Source organism: Gemmata obscuriglobus (genome assembly GCF_008065095.1).
GTDB classification, from domain to species: Bacteria; Planctomycetota; Planctomycetia; order Gemmatales; family Gemmataceae; genus Gemmata; species Gemmata obscuriglobus.
In genome coordinates this window covers 3,242,629-3,261,389 of sequence record NZ_CP042911.1, presented here as the reverse complement: position 1 = coordinate 3,261,389, position 18,761 = coordinate 3,242,629, and the positions used below count along the sequence as shown (strand labels likewise).

Annotated in this window: 14 protein-coding genes; 11 read left to right on the top strand and 3 right to left on the bottom strand. The window is 67.5% G+C overall.

Annotated features, from left to right (window positions below):
* Positions 1–59: 59 nt before the first annotated feature.
* The 10 genes from GobsT_RS13435 to GobsT_RS13390 all read left to right on the top strand — a co-directional run bounded on the left by GobsT_RS13435 (position 60) and on the right by GobsT_RS13390 (position 14,650).
* Entirely contained in the window at positions 60–1,766 is a 1,707-nt protein-coding gene (locus tag GobsT_RS13435; RefSeq protein WP_010039183.1) for an NADH-quinone oxidoreductase subunit G, read from the top strand.
* Positions 1,767–1,874: 108 nt separating this feature from the next.
* Positions 1,875–3,173 carry a complex I subunit 1/NuoH family protein gene (locus GobsT_RS13430; RefSeq protein WP_010039176.1) on the top strand — a complete coding sequence of 433 codons (1,299 nt, stop codon included), beginning with the start codon at positions 1,875–1,877 and terminating at the stop codon, positions 3,171–3,173.
* Between the two features lie 63 nt (positions 3,174–3,236).
* The gene (locus GobsT_RS13425; protein ID WP_010039172.1) at positions 3,237–3,803 is read left to right on the top strand and encodes a NuoI/complex I 23 kDa subunit family protein; all 567 of its coding nucleotides are present in this window, start codon (positions 3,237–3,239) and stop codon (positions 3,801–3,803) included.
* A gap of 137 nt (positions 3,804–3,940) precedes the next feature.
* Positions 3,941–5,173 (top strand): NADH-quinone oxidoreductase subunit J family protein, encoded by a 1,233-nt coding sequence (locus GobsT_RS13420; RefSeq protein WP_010039170.1) that lies wholly within the window; start codon positions 3,941–3,943, stop codon positions 5,171–5,173.
* Entirely contained in the window at positions 5,170–5,595 is a 426-nt protein-coding gene (gene nuoK, locus GobsT_RS13415; RefSeq protein WP_010039169.1) for an NADH-quinone oxidoreductase subunit NuoK, read from the top strand. Before GobsT_RS13420 ends, nuoK begins: the two co-directional genes overlap by 4 nt.
* The gene (gene nuoL, locus GobsT_RS13410) at positions 5,588–7,546 is read left to right on the top strand and encodes an NADH-quinone oxidoreductase subunit L (RefSeq protein WP_010039167.1); all 1,959 of its coding nucleotides are present in this window, start codon (positions 5,588–5,590) and stop codon (positions 7,544–7,546) included. Before nuoK ends, nuoL begins: the two co-directional genes overlap by 8 nt.
* A 93-nt stretch (positions 7,547–7,639) precedes the next feature.
* Positions 7,640–9,547, top strand: coding sequence for a complex I subunit 4 family protein (locus GobsT_RS13405; protein WP_109571108.1), 1,908 nt, complete (start codon positions 7,640–7,642; stop codon positions 9,545–9,547).
* Positions 9,548–9,630: 83 nt separating this feature from the next.
* On the top strand, positions 9,631–11,202 hold the full coding sequence (locus GobsT_RS13400) for an NADH-quinone oxidoreductase subunit N (RefSeq protein WP_010039163.1): 1,572 nt from the start codon (positions 9,631–9,633) through the stop codon (positions 11,200–11,202).
* A gap of 493 nt (positions 11,203–11,695) precedes the next feature.
* Positions 11,696–12,982 (top strand): PQQ-binding-like beta-propeller repeat protein, encoded by a 1,287-nt coding sequence (locus GobsT_RS13395; protein ID WP_010039161.1) that lies wholly within the window; start codon positions 11,696–11,698, stop codon positions 12,980–12,982.
* 186 nt (positions 12,983–13,168) lie between these two features.
* Positions 13,169–14,650, top strand: coding sequence for an outer membrane protein assembly factor BamB family protein (locus tag GobsT_RS13390; RefSeq protein WP_010039157.1), 1,482 nt, complete (start codon positions 13,169–13,171; stop codon positions 14,648–14,650).
* Between the two features lie 490 nt (positions 14,651–15,140).
* Here GobsT_RS13390 and GobsT_RS13385 read toward each other — a convergent pair whose 3' ends face one another.
* Positions 15,141–16,124 carry a sugar kinase gene (locus GobsT_RS13385; protein ID WP_010039153.1) on the bottom strand — a complete coding sequence of 328 codons (984 nt, stop codon included), beginning with the start codon at positions 16,122–16,124 and terminating at the stop codon, positions 15,141–15,143.
* A gap of 19 nt (positions 16,125–16,143) precedes the next feature.
* Complete coding sequence (locus tag GobsT_RS13380) at positions 16,144–16,791, bottom strand: bifunctional 4-hydroxy-2-oxoglutarate aldolase/2-dehydro-3-deoxy-phosphogluconate aldolase (protein WP_010039150.1); 648 nt, start codon at positions 16,789–16,791, stop codon at positions 16,144–16,146.
* Positions 16,792–16,970: 179 nt separating this feature from the next.
* Between GobsT_RS13380 and GobsT_RS13375 the strand changes: the two genes are divergently transcribed.
* Entirely contained in the window at positions 16,971–18,185 is a 1,215-nt protein-coding gene (locus GobsT_RS13375) for a TerC family protein (protein WP_010039148.1), read from the top strand.
* Positions 18,186–18,330: 145 nt separating this feature from the next.
* Here the strand turns inward: GobsT_RS13375 and GobsT_RS13370 are convergent, their stop codons facing one another.
* Entirely contained in the window at positions 18,331–18,678 is a 348-nt protein-coding gene (locus tag GobsT_RS13370) for a hypothetical protein (protein WP_148087727.1), read from the bottom strand.
* Between the last annotated feature and the right edge of the window lie 83 nt (positions 18,679–18,761).

Genomic DNA, 18,761 nt, shown 5'->3' with positions numbered 1-18,761 from the left:
GCCCCGTCGCTCGTCCCACTGATCTCGGATCTCTGACCTCTGTCCTCTGGGCTTACGAGATGCCGACGGTCTACGTCAACGACAAGCCGGTCGAGATCGGCGCCAAGCGGCTCAACTGCGTGCAGGCGGCGGAGCTGGCCGGCGTGTTTGTGCCCCACTACTGCTGGCACGAGGCACTGTCCGTCGTCGCGTCGTGCCGCATGTGCCTCGTCGAGGTCGGCGACCTGAAGGACGGCAAGGTCACCATGCAGCCCAAGGTCGTTCCCGGGTGCCAGACGCCCGTGAAGGACGGGACCGTCATCATCACGGGCGAGTACGACAAGCGCGACCGGGCGCTGCCCGTGCTGCCCTACGAACCGAGCTACACGAAGGCCGCCGCGCCCGGCGAGCGGGCCAAGAAGTCGCAGGCGGACACGCTCGAAGGGCTGCTGCTGAACCACCCGCTCGACTGCCCGGTGTGCGACAAGGCGGGCGAGTGCAAGCTGCAGGACTTCTCGTTCAAGTACGGGCGGTCCGAGTCGCGCATGGTGGACGTAAAGAACGCGCCGCCGAACAAGCCGCACCTGTCCAGCAAAATCACCCTGTTCACCGACCGGTGCATCCTCTGCACCCGGTGCGTGCGGTTCACCCGCGAGATCTCCGGCACGTCGGAGTTGCAGGTGGTCGGCCGCGGGCACCACGAGGAGATCGACGTCTTCCCGGGGCGGCCGCTGGAGAACAAGCTCGCCGGGAACGTCGTGGACCTGTGCCCCGTCGGCGCGCTCGGCAGCAAGGACTTCCTCTACAAGCAGCGGGTGTGGTACCTCAAGACCACCGACGGCGTGTGCAACCGCTGCTCGACCGGTTGCAGCACCTACAACGACACGAACAAGGACATCGTGTACCGCGTCCGCGCGCGGCACAACCCCGAGGCGCAGGGGCACTTCATCTGCGACGAGGGGCGGTACGGGTACCACCACGCCAACAGCGGCGAGCGGTTCGTGCGCCCCCTGGCGAAGGTCGAGGGGAAGTTCAAGCCGGTGCCGTGGAGCGCCCTCCTACCGCAGATCAAGCAGGAGTTCGCCGACGCCGTGAAGACCTCCCCGAAGGGCGTGGTCGCGGTCCTGTCGCCGTTCCTGACCGCGGAAGAGGCGTTCCTGCTCGGGAGCTATTTCAAGTCACTCGCCCCGGACGTGCGGCTGGTGCTCGGGCCGGTCCCCGTGGTGGGCGAGGACGACAAGTACCCCAAGAACGTGCGCGGCGAATCCGTTGAACCCGTCAAGTTCACCATCCGCGCGGAGAAGGCCCCGAACCGCCGCGGCGTCGAAGAGGTGCTGAAGCAGCTCCAGGGCGCCGTCATCCCGTTCGCGACCGTTGCGGGCGAAAGTCTCGCGGCGATGTGGTTCTGCGGCGGCTATCCCGATAAGTCACACCTCGACGCCCTCGTGCCGACCGGCTGGAAGGCGCCCGCGCTGCTGGTCGCGCAGGACCTCCTGCCGACGGTGGTGACCGCCTCGGCAAAGTACATCCTGCCGGCGACGACCGGCTTCGAGAAGGACGGCACGTTCGTGAACCACGCGAACTACGTGCAGACCTTCCCGCGGGCCGCGAAGCCGCCGGTCGAGGCGCGGACGGAACTCCAGCTCGCCTTCGACCTGCTGGGGCGGCGCGGGCTGGTGCAACCCGACGCGGTGCGCAAGGAACTTGCGAAGGCGGTGCCGTTCTTCGGCGCGTTGGCCCCGGAAACGCGGCTGGCGCTGGAAGTCGCCGGCCAGCGAGGGGCGTAAGCCCGCGACGCAGACCGGTTTCACACGACCTTCGTGGCCCGACGACTGCGTGTTCGTAAACGAGAACTCGGGGGGCTGACGCCCCCCGCTCGCCAAGACCGAGACACCATGCCGACCCTCGACCCCCTTGTCATCACCGCGATTCTGATCGTCGGCCTCATCGGCGGCGTGCTGGGCGTGTGCGGGTACCTCACGCTGGGCGAGCGCAAGATCTCCGCCTGGATGCAGGACCGCGTCGGGCCGAACCGCGTCGGCCCCGGCGGGCTGCTCCAGCCGCTCGCCGACGGCGGGAAGTTCTTCCTGAAGGAAGAGGTCATCCCCGACCACGTCGACAAGGTCTTCTACCTGCTCGCCCCGGCGGTCGCGGTGGGGACGGCGCTGCTGGCGCTGGCGGTCGTGCCGTTCGGCCAGACAACCCCGCAGCCGGACGCGGTCGTGGCCGGCCCCGGCGCCGTGGCGACGTTCGAGGCGCAACAGAAGGCGTACCAGGAAAGCGTCAACTTCGCGATCGCGCCGGGCCTGGACATCGGCGTGCTGTACATCTTCGCCCTCGGGTCGCTGGCGGTGTACGGCGTGATCCTGGCCGGGTGGAGCGCGAACAACAAGTACTCGCTCCTCGGCGCGCTCCGCAGCTCCGCACAGATCGTGAGCTACGAGATCCCGCTCGGCATGTCGGTCCTCGGGGTGTTCCTGATCGTGGGGTCGCTGAACCCCGAAAAGATCATCGCCTGGCAGGCCGGCGCCAGCAGCGGGGACGCGGTGCTGGGCCAACTGGCCGCGTCGCTCTCGATCGGGAACAACTGGTGGCTCGTCCTATTCCAGCCGCTCGCGTTCCTGCTGTTCCTCGCCAGCGGCTACGCGGAGAGCAGCCGGCTGCCGTTCGACCTCCCCGAAGCCGAGCAGGAGCTGGTCGGCGGCTACCACACCGAGTACAGCTCGCTCAAGCTGGGGCTCATGCTGCTGACGGAGTACGTCCACCTCGTCACCGGCAGCTTCATGGTGGCGGTGCTGTTCCTCGGCGGGTGGAGCTTCTTCGGGCTCGAAGCGGTCTCCTCGAACGTGATCGTCACCGCGGTGCTGAAGCTGCTCATCCTCGTGAGCAAAATGGTCGCGCTGTGCGTGTTCGCCCAGTTCGTGCGGTGGACCATCCCCCGGTTCCGGTTCGACCAGCTCATGAACCTCGCGTGGAAGGTCATGATCCCGCTGGCCCTGCTGAACCTGCTGGCCGTAATTTTCGTGAAGCAGTTCGGGTGGTCGCTGCTGGTGCTCACGGGCGTGAACGTGGTGCTGTTCTTCGGGGCCGGCGTGCTGGGCGCCCGGACCAGCGGCACCGTCACCAACCCGAAGCGGAAAGTCGTGAAGCTGCCGCCGGGGCTCCCCGCGGGCGTCACGTACGCCGGACGCTGACCCGCTCCTCGCCCCGAATCGCCCCCGCCGCATGACAGGCGGGGTGTCAGGACACGGTGCCTTATGCCGCTCGCCGAGAACGACGTGACGTGGGTCGAAGAGGCCAAGCTCGGGCTGTGGGAGCAGCTCTACATCCCCGCGCTCGTCGCCGGGCTGAAGACGACGCTCGGGCACATGGTGAAGCCCAAGATCACCGAGCAGTACCCCGAGCAGGAGCCGAAGCTGACGCCGAACTACCGCGGTGTCCACCGGCTCAACCGCGACGCCGCGGGCCGCGTGAAGTGCGTGGCGTGCTACATGTGTGCCACCGCGTGCCCGGCCCACTGCATCGACATCGTGGCCGCCCCGGCCCCGGCCGACTGGCAGAAGGACGGCCGCGAGAAGTACCCCGAGACGTTCGTCATCGACGAGCTGCGCTGCATCTACTGCGGGATGTGCGAGGAGGCGTGCCCCGTGGACGCGATCGAGCTGACAACGCTCTACGACCTGACCGGGCTGAGCCGCGAGCAGATGGTGTTCGACAAGGAGAAGCTGCTCAGCGTGTTCGACACCACCACCAAGGCGGGCACCGACCCGGTGCGGACGCAGTCGGGCAAGCTCGGCCCGGCGAGCGAGGCCCCGCCCGCCTGACGCGACCGCGAAAGTCGGAACCCGGCAACCGGAACCGGGGCGCGTGACCGCCCGGTTCGGATTTCGCGCTTACCGAAAGCGGTCCCGGCCTCATATACCATTGTCGTTACGCTTGTGACACCCATCACGAACTACGCATGAACCTGCTCGCGCTCAGTTCGACGCAGCAAGCCGGCGGGCAACTGGCCCTTGCCGCGCTGCTCGGTGTCGTCGGGTTCTACCTGCTGCTGCCGCGGCCGCGGGGGCGGTTCGTACCCGGCGGCATCGCGGCCCTCATAGGCTCCACCGCGGTGCTGGTCGCGTGGCTCGTCTCCACGTTCGGCCGCCCGATGCCGGACGTGATCGGCACCGCGCTGTTCTGGCTGTTCTCGGCCGGGGCGCTGGTCTTCGGCACGGTGCTCGTGGTGCAGAAGAACCCGGCCCGCGGCGCGATCGCGTTCGCGTTCGTGATCCTCAGCGTGTGCGGGCTGTTCCTGCTCCTCGCGGCCCCGTTCCTGATGGCGGCGACCGTCATCATCTACGCCGGCGCGATCATCGTGACGTTCCTGTTCGTGCTGATGCTGTCCCAGGCCGGCACGTCGAACGAGAACGACCGCACCCGCGAGCCCCTGTACGGCAGCTTCGCCGGGTTCGCGTTCGTCGGGCTGGTGCTGTTCACCCTCTACCAAACCAGCCAGAGACCGAAGCCCGGCGAGGACGAAACGGCCCCGCACGCCCGGCTGCTGACGCAGGTCGTCACCGCCGAGGAGCACCGGGCGCTGGGCGAAGCCGCCGCGCGGCTGGAAGAGGCCGAAAAGATCTTCGACGGCGACCTGAGCACCGCGACCGAGCGCGACAAGCGGACCGAGGAGTTCGAGACCGCGTACCGTTCGATCAAGAACGACAGCCTGGTGCCGGTCGTCGGCGGCGTCAAAATCGGCGCCGGTGTGCAGGCCCGAACCAGCGCGGTGGCGGACGAAGCCGGTCGGGTTGAAAGCGGGTCGATTCGGGAACGGCTCGACCCGCCGCTCAAGCGTCTCACCGGCACCGGAGCGGCGCTGGCCCGCGCGGACCAGCAGGCCCGCGAGGCGCTGGCCCGAGCCGGATCGGTCCGCAAGACGAGTGCCGGCACGCTCGGCGAGGTCGAGCGGCTCATGAGCTCCGGTGCGGCGCCGGACACGAGGGACGGCGCCAAGGCCGCGGTCCGGAAGCTCCGCGAAGAGGTCCTGTTGCTCCGCGGGTCCGCCGACCTGCCGGCCGGCAACGTTCGCAACCTGGGGTTCGTGTTGTACTCGCAACATCTTCTAGCCGTCGAGCTGGCCGGCACGCTGCTGCTGGTCGCGGTCATCGGCGCGGTCGCGATCACCCACCGCAAAGGGGGCGCGCAGTGACCATCACGCTCTGGCACTTCCTGGCCGTCGCCGCGGCCCTTTTCGGCATCGGGCTGGTCGGGTTCCTGACCCGGCGGAACCTCATCACCATGTTCCTGTGCGCAGAAATGATGCTGCAGGGCGTGGCGATCAACTTCGTCGCGTTCGCGCGGTACCACGGGAACCTCGACGGTCAGGTGTTCGTGATGTTCATCCTGGCGGTCGCCGCGTGCGAGGCCGGGATCGCGCTGGCACTCTTCGTCAGCCTCTGGCGCCGGCAGCGGTCGCTCGACGTGACGGACCTGCAGGACCTGCGTGAACTCGGCACGCCGCTGGCGATGGACGCCGACCCGCTCGTCCGTCCGGTCGAAGAGCCGGACCCGACGCTCACCCCCGCGGGCGCCCGCCCCCAGCCGACCGCGGAGGAGGTGGCCCGTGTCTGATCCGATCACCCTCGCCCTCATCGTTCTCGCGCTCCCGCTGTCGGCGAGCCTGCTGGCCGCCCTGCTGGCGTACACGCCGCTGAAGAAGTTCGCGCACGTCCCGCTGATACTGGCGTGCGGCAGCGCGGCGGTGATCGCGCTGTTGCTCCTCACGAAGGTGATGGACGGCGGCAACGCCGCGACCTTTTCCGAGCCGGTGACGTGGTTCGCGGCCGGGCACCTGAACGTCCGGTTCACGATCGCCGTCGACCCACTCTCGGCGATGATGCTGTCGATGATCACGTTCATCGCCACGTGGATCGCGCTGTTCGCGAGCGGGTACATGCACGGCGACGGCGGGTTCGCCCGGTTCTTCGCGGTGATGTCGCTGTTCGTGTTCAGCATGTGCGGGCTGGTGCTCGCGAACAACTTCCTGCTGCTCGTGGCGTTCTGGGAGGGAGTGGGCCTTTGTTCCTACCTCCTAGTGGGGTACTACTTCGAGAAGCCGAGCGCCGCGACCGCCGCGCGTAAAGCGTTTTTGGTCACGCGCATCGGGGACACGGGGTTCCTGCTGGGTATCTTCCTGCTGTGGAAGCTCGGCGGGTGGCACACCGACCTGAACCTGCTGTTCGATCACATTCAGCGCCACCCGCCGGAGCAGTGGCAGCTCACAACGGCCTGCCTACTGCTGTTCTGCGGCGCCGTCGGCAAGAGCGCCCAGTTCCCGCTGTACGTGTGGCTGCCGGACGCGATGGAAGGTCCGACGCCGGTGTCCGCGCTCATCCACGCGGCCACGATGGTGACGGCGGGCGTCTACCTGCTGGCCCGGTGCTCGCCGCTGTTCGCGATGGCCCCGGACGCACAAATCGTCGTGTCTTGGGTCGGCGGGATCACGGCGATCCTGGCCGCCTTCATCGCGCTCGCCCAGACCGACCTGAAACGGGTGCTGGCGTACTCGACCGTCAGCCAGCTCGGGTTCCTGTTCCTGGCCCTGGGCACGAGCGGCACGATCGACCCGAAGTTCGCGGTCGTGGCCGCGATGTTCCACTTGTTCACCCACGCGTTCTTCAAGGCCCTGCTGTTCCTCGCGGCCGGGAGCGTGATGCACGGGATGGGCGGCGTGATCGACGTGCGCCAGTTCGGCGGGCTCCGCAAGGTGATGCCGATCACCCACCTGACGTTCCTGTGCGGCGCCGGGGCGCTGGCCGGGGTGCCGCTCCTGTCGGGCTTCTGGAGCAAGGATCTGATCCTCGAATCGCTGCTGGAGGCGAGCGAGACCGGGAGCCGCTACACCGCCGGCTACTTCGCGCTGTTCCTGGTGGCGTGCACCACGGCGTTCCTCACGGCCTTCTACACGTTCAGGGCGTACTTCCTGACGTTCTGGGGGCCAGAGAAGATCCCCCACGAGGCCGGGCACCACGCCCACGAATCGCCGCCGTCCATGACGATTCCGCTGGTCGTGCTGGCCGTCGGCGCGCTGGCGGTGGGCGCGGTGGTCGAGCCCTTCACCCACTGGTTCAGTGACTTCGTGGGCGCAACGCAGACCATAGCTTCTTCGCGGGGGCTGACCCCGGCGAAGGAGGTGCCACACCACTTCAACTGGGTCATGGCGGGCATCAGTGCGGCCCTGGCGCTGAGCGGCATCGGCCTCGCGTTCGTGCTGTACCGCAATGGCGGCGCCGACAAGGTGCCGTTCGGGATGAACGGGGTGTTCAAAGCGTCCCGCGACAAGTTGTACGTGGACGAGTTGTACGGCGCGGTGCTGGTCGCGCCGTCCAACGTCCTGGCGTTCCTGGCCCGCGTGTTCGACGGGTTCCTCGACGCCCTGACGCGGTTGATCGCCGCGATCCCGCAGTTCCTCGGGCACCTCGTGCGCCCGATCCAGAACGGCCTCGTGCAGTTCTACGCTCTGTCGATGGCCCTGGGAGTGGCCGTGTTTCTGACGTTTGTCGTGTTCCGAATCACCCGCTAGGAAGTGCGGGGTGTGGGACACGGGACGCGGAGTTGAAGACTCGTCGTCGTTTTCACTCTGGCCCCCGTGTTCCGCACCCCGCACTAAAGACTGATGTCTGAATACGCCGTCGTTAGCGTGCTGGTCCTGCTGCTGGTGCTGCTGCCGCTCGTGTCGGCGGTGGTGGTGCCGGCGTTCGGTCGGGTCGCGCGCCGGGTTGCGCTGCTCCTGGCGTTACTGCACCTCGGGGTTACCGGGGCGGTCGTCATTTACGCGGGCGCGTGGCTCACCCAGCGCAACACCGACCCGCGGCTGAACGGCGACATCGGTTCGCTGCACTTCAGCCCCGAGTTCGTCCCCGGCGACTCCGCCGGCTCGTCCGGGAACGGCACCGACGGGCGCACCACCTGGACCGTGTTGAGCCTCTCGGGCAAGCCGACGGCCCGCGGCACCACGGGGCCGAACGTCCAGTTCTACCTCGGCGTCGACGGGCTGAACCTGTGGCTCGTCGCGCTGGCCAGCGTCATGCTGGTGCCGGTCATTCTGGTATCGTGGGAATCGGTGCAGCACCGCCCGGGCGCGTTTTACGGGTGGCTGTTCGTGCTGCAGGCCGGCGTCATCGGCGCGTTTCTATCGTTCGATGTGGTGCTTTTTTACGTCTTCTTCGAACTCACGCTGATCCCGTCCTTCTTCCTCATCGGTAACTGGGGGGCGACCTCGGCCCGCCGCGACGCCGCCCGCAAGTTCTTCCTGTACACCCTGGCCGGAAGCCTGCTCACCCTCGTGGGGGTGATCGGCGTGGTGCTGACCAACCCGAGCGAGGACGGCACGATCACGTTCTCCATCCCGAAGCTGATGGCGAACGTGCAGGAAGGGATGCACGCGGCGCACCTGAAGGCGCTCGCGGGCGACGGTTCCGCGCTGGCCGCCAAGCACCAGACGCAGTTCTGGCTGTTCCTGGCGCTGATGGCCGGCTTCATGGTGAAGGTGCCCATCTGGCCGTTTCACACGTGGCTCCCGTCGGCTTACGGTGAGGCGCCGACCGGCGTCACCATGCTGCTGTCGGCGCTGATGGCGAAACTCGGGACGTTCGGCATCTTGCGGTTGGTGCTGCCGCTCGTGCCCGACGCGGCGATCCAGTACGGCCTGCCGGTGATCGGCGGGTTCGCGGCGTTCGGAATCGTGTACGCGGCCCTGTGCGCCTACGCGTCCAAAGACATGAAGCTGGTCATCGCGTACAGTTCGGTTTCGCACCTGGGGTTCCTGGTGCTCGGGCTGTTCGCGTTCAACCGCGAGGGCCTAGCCGGTTCCGCGCTGCACATGGTGAACCACGGGCTGAGCACAGGGGCGCTGTTCGCCTCGCTCGGCTTCCTGATGGACCGGTACCGGACCACCGACATCGCCAAGTTCGGCGGCCTCATGGGCCGCTACCCGAACTTCGCGATCCTGTTCTTCGCGCTGGCGCTGGCGAGCGTCGGGTTGCCCGGGCTGAACAACTTCGTCAGCGAAATGATGATGCTGGCCGGGCTGTTCGACGCGCGGAGCCCCGGTCTCAAGAGCCTCGCCCTGGCGGTCGTCGCGGCGACCGGCATCTTCCTGAGCGCGTGGTACGTGTTCACCATGCTCCGGGCGGTGTTCTTTAACCCGCTGAAGGAGCCGGAGCGGGCCGCACCCGAGGCACCGGCGGGCGACGTGTCCCGGCGCGAGTTCTTCGCGTTCGGGTCCCTCGCCGCGCTGTGTCTCGTGCTCGGCCTGCTCCCCCAGCCCCTGCTGGACGCGATGAAGCAAGACGTCCGGAAGTTGTCGATCGTGGGCGACGCGGCCCGCGCCCGCGTGCAGGGCGTGCCGTTCGTGTATGTCGACGACGAAGCCCCGGCCGCCCGCCCGTCGCCGCCGGTTGAGCGGCCACAACTGCTCGAGCCGATTCTTAAGGGCGGGCAAGAGAAGGGCGCCGGTAACGGCAAAGGCGCGGCTAAAGGCAAAGCCGCCGGTAACGGTAAAGGCCCCGGCGCGAAAGAGTAGCGGTAGCGAAGGCGGCGCGCTCGCGGCAGCGCGCTAACCGGAGCCGGTCGCGGCTCGTCACACCCGACACGACAGCAACCCCAATGACCGATCCGCTCCTGAAACAGACGCTTACGGGTGTGTTCCGGCTCGCGGTGCCGGAGATCGCGCTCGTCGCGACCGCGTGCGCCGTGTTCCTGTTCGGGTGCCTTTACAACCGCCGTTGGCTGTGGTTCACGGTGTCGCTGCTCGGTGTGGTGCTGGCCGCGGTGCTCGGGGGCGTGTTGGACGCACCCGCCCCCGAACTGCTCACCGCGGCCCCGCTGGTTCCGGACGGCACTGCGGCGTTCGTGCGGTGGATGAGCCTCATCAGCGTGTTCGTTCTGCTGTTCGTGTCGTGGGGCGAGGTGGACCGCACGAACGCCTCCGAGTACTACGGGTGCCTGCTGGTCGCCGGCGCCGGGGTGTCGCTGGTGGCGAGAGCGAACGACCTCGTGACGCTGTTCCTCGCGCTCGAGATGCTGTCCATCCCGACGTACGTCCTGCTGTACCTGCCGGCGCGCAACAAGCTGAACCAGGAAGCCGCCGCGAAGTACTTTCTGCTCAGCGTGATGTCGTCGGCGCTCATGCTGTTCGGGTTCAGCTACCTTTACGGGCTGACCGGCAGCACGAACCTCACCGTCATCACCGACTCGCTCACGAAGGCCCACGCCGACGCGCTGAACCCGATGGCGTTGGTGGGCATTGTGCTGGTGATTGCGGCGTTCGGGTTCCGGATCACCGCGGTGCCGTTCCATTTCTACGCCCCGGACGTCTACGAGGGCGCGCCGGCCGGCGTGGTGGCCCAACTCGCGTTCTTCCCGAAGGTCGCCGGGTTCGTCGCTCTGGCGCGTGTGCTGGGGCTCCTCGGCGCCGACGTGAAGCACCTGCCGTTCGACTCCGCCACACAGCTCCCGCTGCTGCTCTGGATCTTGGCCGCGCTGACGATGTGCGTCGGGAACGCGCTCGCCCTGCTCCAGGACAACGTGCGCCGGATGCTGGCGTATTCGAGCGTGGCGCACGGCGGGTACATGCTGATGGGTCTGGTGATCGCGAGTTCGCTCCCCGACGCGGCCGGCCGGCCCGATGTGGGCGGGATTGATGCGGTCCTCGTCTACCTCGCGGCTTACGGGATGATGACCATCGGCGCCTTCGCCGTGATCCTGTTTCTAAGCCCCCCGGACCGGCCGGTGGAAGCAATCGAGGACCTGGCCGGGGCGGGCCAGGCGCACCCGATCTCCGCGGCGGCCATGACGGTCTTCCTGTTCAGCCTGATCGGGCTGCCGCTGACGGCCGGGTTCGCGGGCAAACTGCTGTTGTTCGTCGGCGCGTTCAGCGCCCCGAACGGGACGCCGGTGATGCGGAACCTGTATCAGGTGATGGCGGTGATCGCGGCGATCAACTCTGCGATCGGGGCCTACTACTACCTGCGGGTGATCGGGGTGATGTACCTGCGCACGCCGCTCCGCACCCCGAGCCGTTCTCGCGCGGTGCCGACCTTCCTGGCAAGTATGGCGCTGGCCGGGGGAACGCTGTTCTTCGGCGTGTACCCGGAGCCCATCGTGGCGGCCGCCCGGAAGGCGGCACCGGTCCCCGCAGCCGCAGCCAAGCCCACCGCCGAACGAGACGCGAAGTAACTGTTCTTGTCTACGCGCCCTGTTACCCGGGGATGATTGACAGGGTCTCTCAAAGAAAGCCACCACAGCATCAGCACACAGCCGGTCGGGTTGCGGATGTGACGGTCCGCTTATCGATCGGCTTTCCGTTTCTTCTCAATTTTGGCCCCTCGCAGTGCTCGCGGCACTTCTCACACAATACGGGTGTTCGAAAGGGCCGTTCGACATCACTTCGATTACGCGGGGTGCGGGCGTCAGCGTCATTTGCGATCGGCCCGTCCCGCGCTCGTTCCAGCGGCAGTATTATCTACGAAGCGCACAGACATTTCGGGACTGACGGGTCGTGTGACCGGCACCCGCAGCCAATTCGTCGGGCGATGTGCGAGTTCCCCGTCTCCCGACTCGTTATCGCCCCCTTGACGCACGGCGGCGCCCCGGCGATAGTGTGTACCATTACCGCACACCTGAGGCGCCGCTCCGCCTCGCCCGCCTCCCTTCCCGTTCCGAGACAGCTATGACCTGGTTCCGCACGCTTTTGGGTCTTTTGGCCTGCGGCACGATCGCCTCCGCCGGCGACTGGCCGCAGTGGCGCGGGCCGAACCGCGACGGCCACTCCGCGGATACGGCACTCCTCGGCGCGTGGCCGGCGGACGGGCCGAAGCTGCTCTGGTCCCTGACCGACGCGGACAAAGTCGGCACCGGCTACGGCTCCCCCGCAGTGGTCGGAAACCGGATGTACATCATCGGGGCCGACGGGGCGAAACAGACCGCGGCCGAGTTCGTCACCTGCCTGGACCTGAAGGACGGGAACCGCGTGTGGCGCCAGAACCTGGAGACCACACCGGGGAAGTTCAGCGACGGCTGGGGCGGCGGCCCGCGGTCAACGCCGACCGTGGACGGGGACGCCCTGTACGTACTCGGGGTCACCGGCGACCTGGTGTGTCTGGGGGCGGAAAAGGGTGACATCCGCTGGTCCAAGAATCTGGTGAAGGACTACGGCGGCGGCATCCCGATCTGGGGCTACAGCGAGAGCCCGCTCGTGGACGGCGACAAGCTGCTCGTGACGCCGGGGAACAAGGGCGGGATGATCGCGCTCGACAAGCGGACCGGCAAAACGGTGTGGCAGTGCAAAGAACTGACCGACGGGGCCGCGTACTCGTCGATCCTGGTCACCGAGGTGGGCGGGGTGCGGCAGTACGTGCAGCAAACGATGGCGTCGGGCGTCGGGGTGCGGGCGAGCGACGGCAAACTGTTGTGGAAGGTGGGCGGGATCGGGCGCCGGACCGCGGTCATCCCGACGCCCGTGCTCCACGACAACTACGTGTTCTTCACGGCCGGGTACGGGGCCGGGTGCGAGTGCTTCAAGCTGGAGAAGGACGGCGACGGCACCAAGGCGACCGAGGTGTACACGAAGAACAAGGTGGTGGCCAACCACCACGGCGGGGTGGTGCGGGTGGGCGATTACATCTACGGCCACAGCGACAGCTCCGGGTGGGTGTGCTTCGACATGAAGAAGGGGGGCGACGAGGCGGTGTGGCAGAACAAGGGGGTGGGCAAAGGGTCGGTCAGTTTCGCGGACGGGTTCCTGTACTGCTACTCCGAGAACGACGGCACCCTGGCCCGCGTGAAGGCCGCCGAGACGGGGTACGTGGAATCGGGCAAGTTCGCGATCCCCCAGAAGAGCAAGTTGCGCCCCAAACAGGGCAAGGTGTGGGCGCACCCGGTGATCGCGGGCGGCCGACTGATCCTCCGGGATTACGAACTCCTGTTCGTCTACGACGTCCGCAAGCCGAAAGCGTAATGCCCCGGTTCTCCGATGCCGGTCAGGCGGGTCCCCATTGCACTGCCGGAACGGCTCGGTTCCGTTGCGGCCGCCGCCGGGGGCAACTGGCCCGCTGGCTCGGCCCGAACCGTGATGGCACCGCGGTCCGGTGGCTGATACCGGGCGCCGGTGGATAAGGAGTGCGTCCCACGTTCGGAGGAGATGATGCGAGCCGCCCGAGCGTTCCTGTGGGTTCTGATTACGGTACCGGCGCTGGCGGCGGACTGGCCGATGGGTGGGCGCGGTCCCGACCGTAACCCGGTCAGCCCGGAGAGGAACGCCCCGACCGACTGGCAGTTCCCCACCGAGCGCGGCAAGCCGCGGAACATCCGGTGGGCCACGCGAATCGAGGGCGGGTACTACGCGTCGGGCGGGCCGATCGTCGCCGGCGGTTTCGTGTGGGTCGGCACCACCGATCGCTTGTCCGACCCAAAGAACGAAAGCCTCGACAACGCCGTGCTGGCGTGCGTTCGCGCGTCGGACGGGAAGGTGGTGTACCGGTACGTCTCGCCGCGGCGGATGTTCCCCGCCGACTGGCCGGGCCAGAGCCTCACCGGGTCGCCACTTGTCGCCGGCGAACGGCTGTGGTTCTGCACCAACCGCCGCGAGGTCGTCTGCCTCGACCTCGCCCCGCTCTATTCTGCCAAGGGCGAGCCGCGCGTGGTGTGGAAGTTCGACATGGTGAAGGAGCTGAAGGTCGCGCCGAAGGCGATGATGATCCCCGGGCCTGAGACGCACGGCTCGCCCGCGGCGTACAAGAACCTCCTGTACGTCCCGACGGGGAACGCAGTGGACGCGGACGGAAAGACCGTAACCGCGCCCGACGCGCCGTCGCTGGTGTGCCTGGAGAAGGACACCGGCAAGGTGGTGTGGTCGGACGCCTCGCCGGGCAAAGACATGATGTGCGACCACTTCGCCAGCCCGCTCGTGGTCGAGGTCGGCGGGAAGGCCCAGGTGATCCACCCGCAGGCCGACGGGTGGGTGCGATCGTTCGACGCGCGCACCGGCAAGCTGATCTGGAAGTTCGACACGAACCCGAAGTCCGCCCCGCTCGACTTCACCGGCGGGGCCGAGGCTAGCGAGCGCAACGCGGTGGTGGCGACGCCGGTGTTCGCCAACGGGCGGGTGTTCTTCGCCACCGGCCGCGCGCCCGAGTGGGGGGCCGGCCCCGGGCGGCTGTTCTGCATCGACCCGACGAAGACCGGCGACGTCAGTCCCGAACTCGGGGAACGACCGAAGCCGGGGCAGCCGAACCCGAATTCCGCGGTCGTGTGGACATTTACCGGCGGCGGGTGGAGGGAAACCGACCGGATGCACCTTTCGCTCTCGTCGGTCGCGGTGCATGACGGATTGGTGCTCGCGGCCGATCGGCACGGAAGCGTCCACTGCCTGGACGAGAAGACGGGCAAGCGGTACTGGTCGCACAACACCAGGGCCAGCGTGTACGGCAGCCCGCTGGTGGCAGACGGTAAGGTGTACGTGGGAAGCGACGCGGGGGAGGTCCACGTTCTGGAGCTGGCGAAGGTGAAGAAGGTGATCGCAAGGCACGGGTGCGACAAGGTCATCGAGTCGTCGCCGGTGTTCGCCGGCGGGGTGCTGTACGTGCTAACGCGCGGGAACCTCTACGCCGTCGCCCCAAAGCGGTGAGGCCCGTGCCGCACAGCTACGATGTTGATTGTCTTGTGGTGTTTTCGTTTGGGTCGGCACCGGGCAAGATGAGGTCCGCCCTCTTGGCGGCAACAAGCACACCACGTGTCGCACAGCTTCAGCCGCGCCACGGGTCGTGATCGTGATCGGCTGCAGCGTTAGTGCGGCCTCGACCTATAGTTGTAACTCACGCTGTTCGGCGAACCCGGGGACGCGTAGCGGCGTTGCACCCAAGTCAGTTCACCAAAGCTCGATGACCTTCGAGCCGGCTTTACCGAATGCGACGGTAAAGCCGCTCTAAATCTCGACGTTCCAGAACTTGTGCGACTCGCCATCCTGGAAGACGAACGTTCGCATGGTCCGGCTCTCGCTGTCGATGGGATCGGTGGTCGCTGGTGTCTGGATCGTTTCCATTGGGCCGCGGCCTCAAAAGCGGAGTAGCATCGAACCGCAATCACCTTCACCGTTCCTAAAGGCGCTTGGATCGGCGCTATCGCTTGATCCGAAGCCCCTGCCCCTGCATCGCGGCTTCGACCTCGTCCTTCGTGAGCCAGGGCAGATCGCCGGGGAGTGTGTGCTTCAGTGCGCCCATTGCGGCGCCGTAATCGAGCCCCTTCTTCAGGTCGCCGTCGAGCAGCCCGTGAATGAGCCCCGCGGCGAGCGCGTCCCCGGCTCCGAGCCGGTCCACGATCTCGACCTCGTACCAAGCGGATTCGTAAGTCCGGCCGTCGGTGTACCCGACCGCGGCGAACCGGTTGCGCCACACCAAAGGGGCCTCGCGCCGCGTTCCCACCACCGTCTTCACCCCGAACCTGCTCACCAGCCCCGCAGCAACCTCCGCAAAGTCAGCGCCGGTGATCCCAAACAGGTGTTCCGCATCGGCCTCGCTCGCGATCAGCGCGTCCACCTGCGGGAGGAGAATGCCGAGCACCTCCGCCGCGTGCTCGCACCCCCACAACTTCGAGCGGTAGTTAAGGTCCATGCACACCTTCACGCCCGCGTCGCGGGCCGCGTGCATCGCCTCGTCCACGACCTCCGCCGCCCCGGGCGACAGCGCCGGCGTGATGCCGCTCACGTGGAACCACTTCGCGCCGCGGAAGATGGCTTCCCAGTCGAACATCCCGCACTGGGCCAGCGAGACCGACGAGTCCTTGCGGTCGTAGAGGATGGAACTGGCGCGCGGCGACGCCCCGAACTCCAAAAAGTACAGCCCGCACCGCCCATCGTCGGCGAACTGCACGAACCGGTCGGAAACGCCCACCTCGCGCACGCGGTTGGTGATGAGCGCTCCGAGCGGGTTGTTGGGGAGCCGCGACACCCACTCGACCGGGTGCCCGAGCCGGGCCAGCCCCGCCGCGGTGTTCAGCTCCGCGCCGCCGATTTCGAGGTCGAGCGAACGCGCCTGTTCGAGGCGCTGAAAGTTCGGCGGGGCGAGGCGCACCATCGCCTCCCCGAACGTAACGACATCTGCCATGATGGGTTCCGTGTGCGGGTCAGCCGGCGCGGTGCCGTTTCACGATCGCGACGTACTGCGCGGCCAGTTCCGTGATGCGGCCGAACTCCCCGGCCGCAACCAGCTTGGGATCGACGAGTTGCGAGCCGACGCCGAGGCACACGGCGCCGGCCTTCAGGAACTCCCCCGCGGTGTTCAGGTCGACCCCGCCGGTCGGCATCAACTTCACCTGCGGGAGCGGCCCCTTGAGTGCCTTAAAGAACGCCGGACCAACGACATCGGCCGGGAACACCTTCACGACATCTGCGCCCGCCTCCCACGCAGTCACGACCTCTGTCGGGGTGAACGCCCCGGGCATGACGAGCTTGTCGTACCGCCGGGCCATTTTGATCACATCGAGGTTCAGGCTCGGGGCGACGAGGAACTCGGCCCCCGCGAGGAACGCGGCCCGTGCCGTTTCGGAGTCGAGCACTGTGCCCGCGCCGAGCAGCACGCGGTCGCCGAGCTGCTTCTTGGCTTCGCGGATCACGTCCAGCGCGTTCGGAACAGTGAACGTGACTTCCGCCACCGTAACTCCGCCGGCGGCCAGGGCTTTGACGACTTCGACCAACGGACCGGGGTCGCTGAAGCGCACGACGGCGACGATTCCGCAGTCGATGACGCGCTGAAGGTCTTGTTCGCGGCTCATGCACGGATTCTCCGGTCCCGGCACGCGGTTGGCAACCGGGAACGGCCGTTCTCCGCGCCGCCGGGCGCCTTTTCCGCCCCACTACCGGCAAGAACGGCGTGCGGCGAGCGAAACCGCTAGCAACCGCCCGTGTCCCCCAATAGATTCGTCTGATATTTGCTGCCACCCAAGGACCTGCCATGCCACGCCGCCCGTTCCCCGTGTTCGTCCTGTCCACCGGCCTGGGTCTCGTGCTGTTCCTGCTACTGCGCCCAGCGTTCGCCGGCCCCGCCGACGCCGAACCCGTTCGCGCCGACGACGCGAGCCAGTTCCCCACGGTGCGGATCGAACTGGTTTCCGGCGGCCCCCCTGTTGAAGGCAAGTTGAAGCTCTCCGCGATCACCGTGCGCACCGAGACCGGGAGCACCACCATCGCGGCGCAGCACGTCAAGCGCGTAACGTTCCAAAAAGAGCCGGAGGGTGACGCGCACGACGCCGTTCAGCTCACCGACAAGAGCACGGTCCACGGCCGGGTGCAGGGCGAAGAGTTCCAGGTCGAGCGCGGCGGCGCCGAGACGACTGTGAAGCGGTCCGATCTGCGGGAGATCCGGGTATTGCGCGAAGAGCAGTTGTCCCTGATCTCGATCATCCTGGGGTTGCTCACGCTGACCGCAATGGAAATCGTTCTGGGGATCGACAACGTCATTTTCCTGGCGATCGTCGCGGGCAAGCTCCCCAAGGAGCAGCGCCCGAAGGCCCGGCAGATCGGGCTGGCGGCGGCGCTCGGGACGCGCATCCTGCTGCTGTTCGGCCTGTCCTTTTTGCTCGGGCTTACGGCCCCGCTGTTCACGCTGCCCGATCTGGGCTTCTTGCGCGACATGGAGGCCCGCGAGGTGTCAGGGCGGGACCTCATCTTGCTCGCCGGAGGGCTGTTCCTGATCGGCAAGAGCACCTTCGAGATGCACGAGAAGTTGGAGCAGGCGAAGGCCGAGCGGAGCGGGGAACCGGAGGCGGCGCCGGCGAAGGCGGCGAGTTTCGCGAAGGTGATCCTGACCATCGCGATCATAGACATCGTGTTCTCGCTCGACTCGGTCATCACCGCGGTCGGGATGGTGGACACGCTGTGGGTGATGATCACGGCGATGGTGCTGGCGATGCTGGTGATGCTGTACTTCGCCCGCCCGATCTCCGACTTCGTGGAAAAGCACCCGACGCTGAAGGTGCTGGCGCTCAGCTTCCTGATCCTGATCGGCGTGATGCTGGTCGCGGAGGGGCTGGGGCAGCACATCGATAAGGGGTACATCTACGCGGCGATGAGCTTCGCGCTGATAGTCGAGATGGTGAACATGCGGTTGCGCGGCCCGAAAGAGGAGCACGCGACCGACGAAACCGCACCAGTGCCGGCGGTCAAGTAAGGCGCAAGCGCGGGGAGAGGTGCGGTGAGCGAAGCTGCGTTCCTGCGAGCGAGTCGCGCCGCCCCGACGACACCAGTTCCGCTGCAGCGGGTCGTTCGGCCTGCCTTGTTGGCCCCGAGCGACGGAACTGCCACAGCACGATTCGCTACCTGCTGAACCGCGGCCACTCCTCGGCCGGCAGCAAGGTGTCGGCGTCCGACAGTCGGAACACATCCGGCGTGGTGGCCAACGGGTCCCAACCACGCCGCCGCCCTTCCAGGAGGGCCAGTCGCACGACCCGCGGCAGGATCAGTCGGTGACCAGCCGACCGAGACGCCCCTTCGCCGGCCGGCACCCAGTCGTCGTGGTAGCGAAACGCGACCCACAGCCGCTGGCCGCGAGCCCCCTCGGGGCGGGCGATCAGGGCGACGAACCCGTCGTTCGGGGAGATGGTGTAGCGGTACACCACACCGTCGACGGTGATCCGGCGGCTGTCTTTCCGCGACCGCCCCACCGCGAAGCCTCCTTTGCCGAACTGACAAATCGAGTGACCCACCGCGAACCAGTTCCGGTATCCGACCGCGCGAACGACGGAGC

Excerpts from the sequence above, each read along its gene's own strand:
- GobsT_RS13435 (WP_010039183.1), top strand. The coding sequence starts at position 60 with ATGCCGACGGTCTACGTCAACGACAAGCCGGTCGAGATCGGCGCCAAG.
- GobsT_RS13430 (WP_010039176.1), top strand. The coding sequence starts at position 1,875 with ATGCCGACCCTCGACCCCCTTGTCATCACCGCGATTCTGATCGTCGGC.
- GobsT_RS13425 (WP_010039172.1), top strand. The coding sequence starts at position 3,237 with ATGCCGCTCGCCGAGAACGACGTGACGTGGGTCGAAGAGGCCAAGCTC.
- GobsT_RS13420 (WP_010039170.1), top strand. The coding sequence starts at position 3,941 with ATGAACCTGCTCGCGCTCAGTTCGACGCAGCAAGCCGGCGGGCAACTG.
- GobsT_RS13405 (WP_109571108.1), top strand. The coding sequence starts at position 7,640 with ATGTCTGAATACGCCGTCGTTAGCGTGCTGGTCCTGCTGCTGGTGCTG.
- GobsT_RS13400 (WP_010039163.1), top strand. The coding sequence starts at position 9,631 with ATGACCGATCCGCTCCTGAAACAGACGCTTACGGGTGTGTTCCGGCTC.
- GobsT_RS13395 (WP_010039161.1), top strand. The coding sequence starts at position 11,696 with ATGACCTGGTTCCGCACGCTTTTGGGTCTTTTGGCCTGCGGCACGATC.
- GobsT_RS13390 (WP_010039157.1), top strand. The coding sequence starts at position 13,169 with ATGCGAGCCGCCCGAGCGTTCCTGTGGGTTCTGATTACGGTACCGGCG.
- GobsT_RS13385 (WP_010039153.1), bottom strand. The coding sequence starts at position 16,124 with ATGGCAGATGTCGTTACGTTCGGGGAGGCGATGGTGCGCCTCGCCCCG.
- GobsT_RS13380 (WP_010039150.1), bottom strand. The coding sequence starts at position 16,791 with ATGAGCCGCGAACAAGACCTTCAGCGCGTCATCGACTGCGGAATCGTC.
- GobsT_RS13375 (WP_010039148.1), top strand. The coding sequence starts at position 16,971 with ATGCCACGCCGCCCGTTCCCCGTGTTCGTCCTGTCCACCGGCCTGGGT.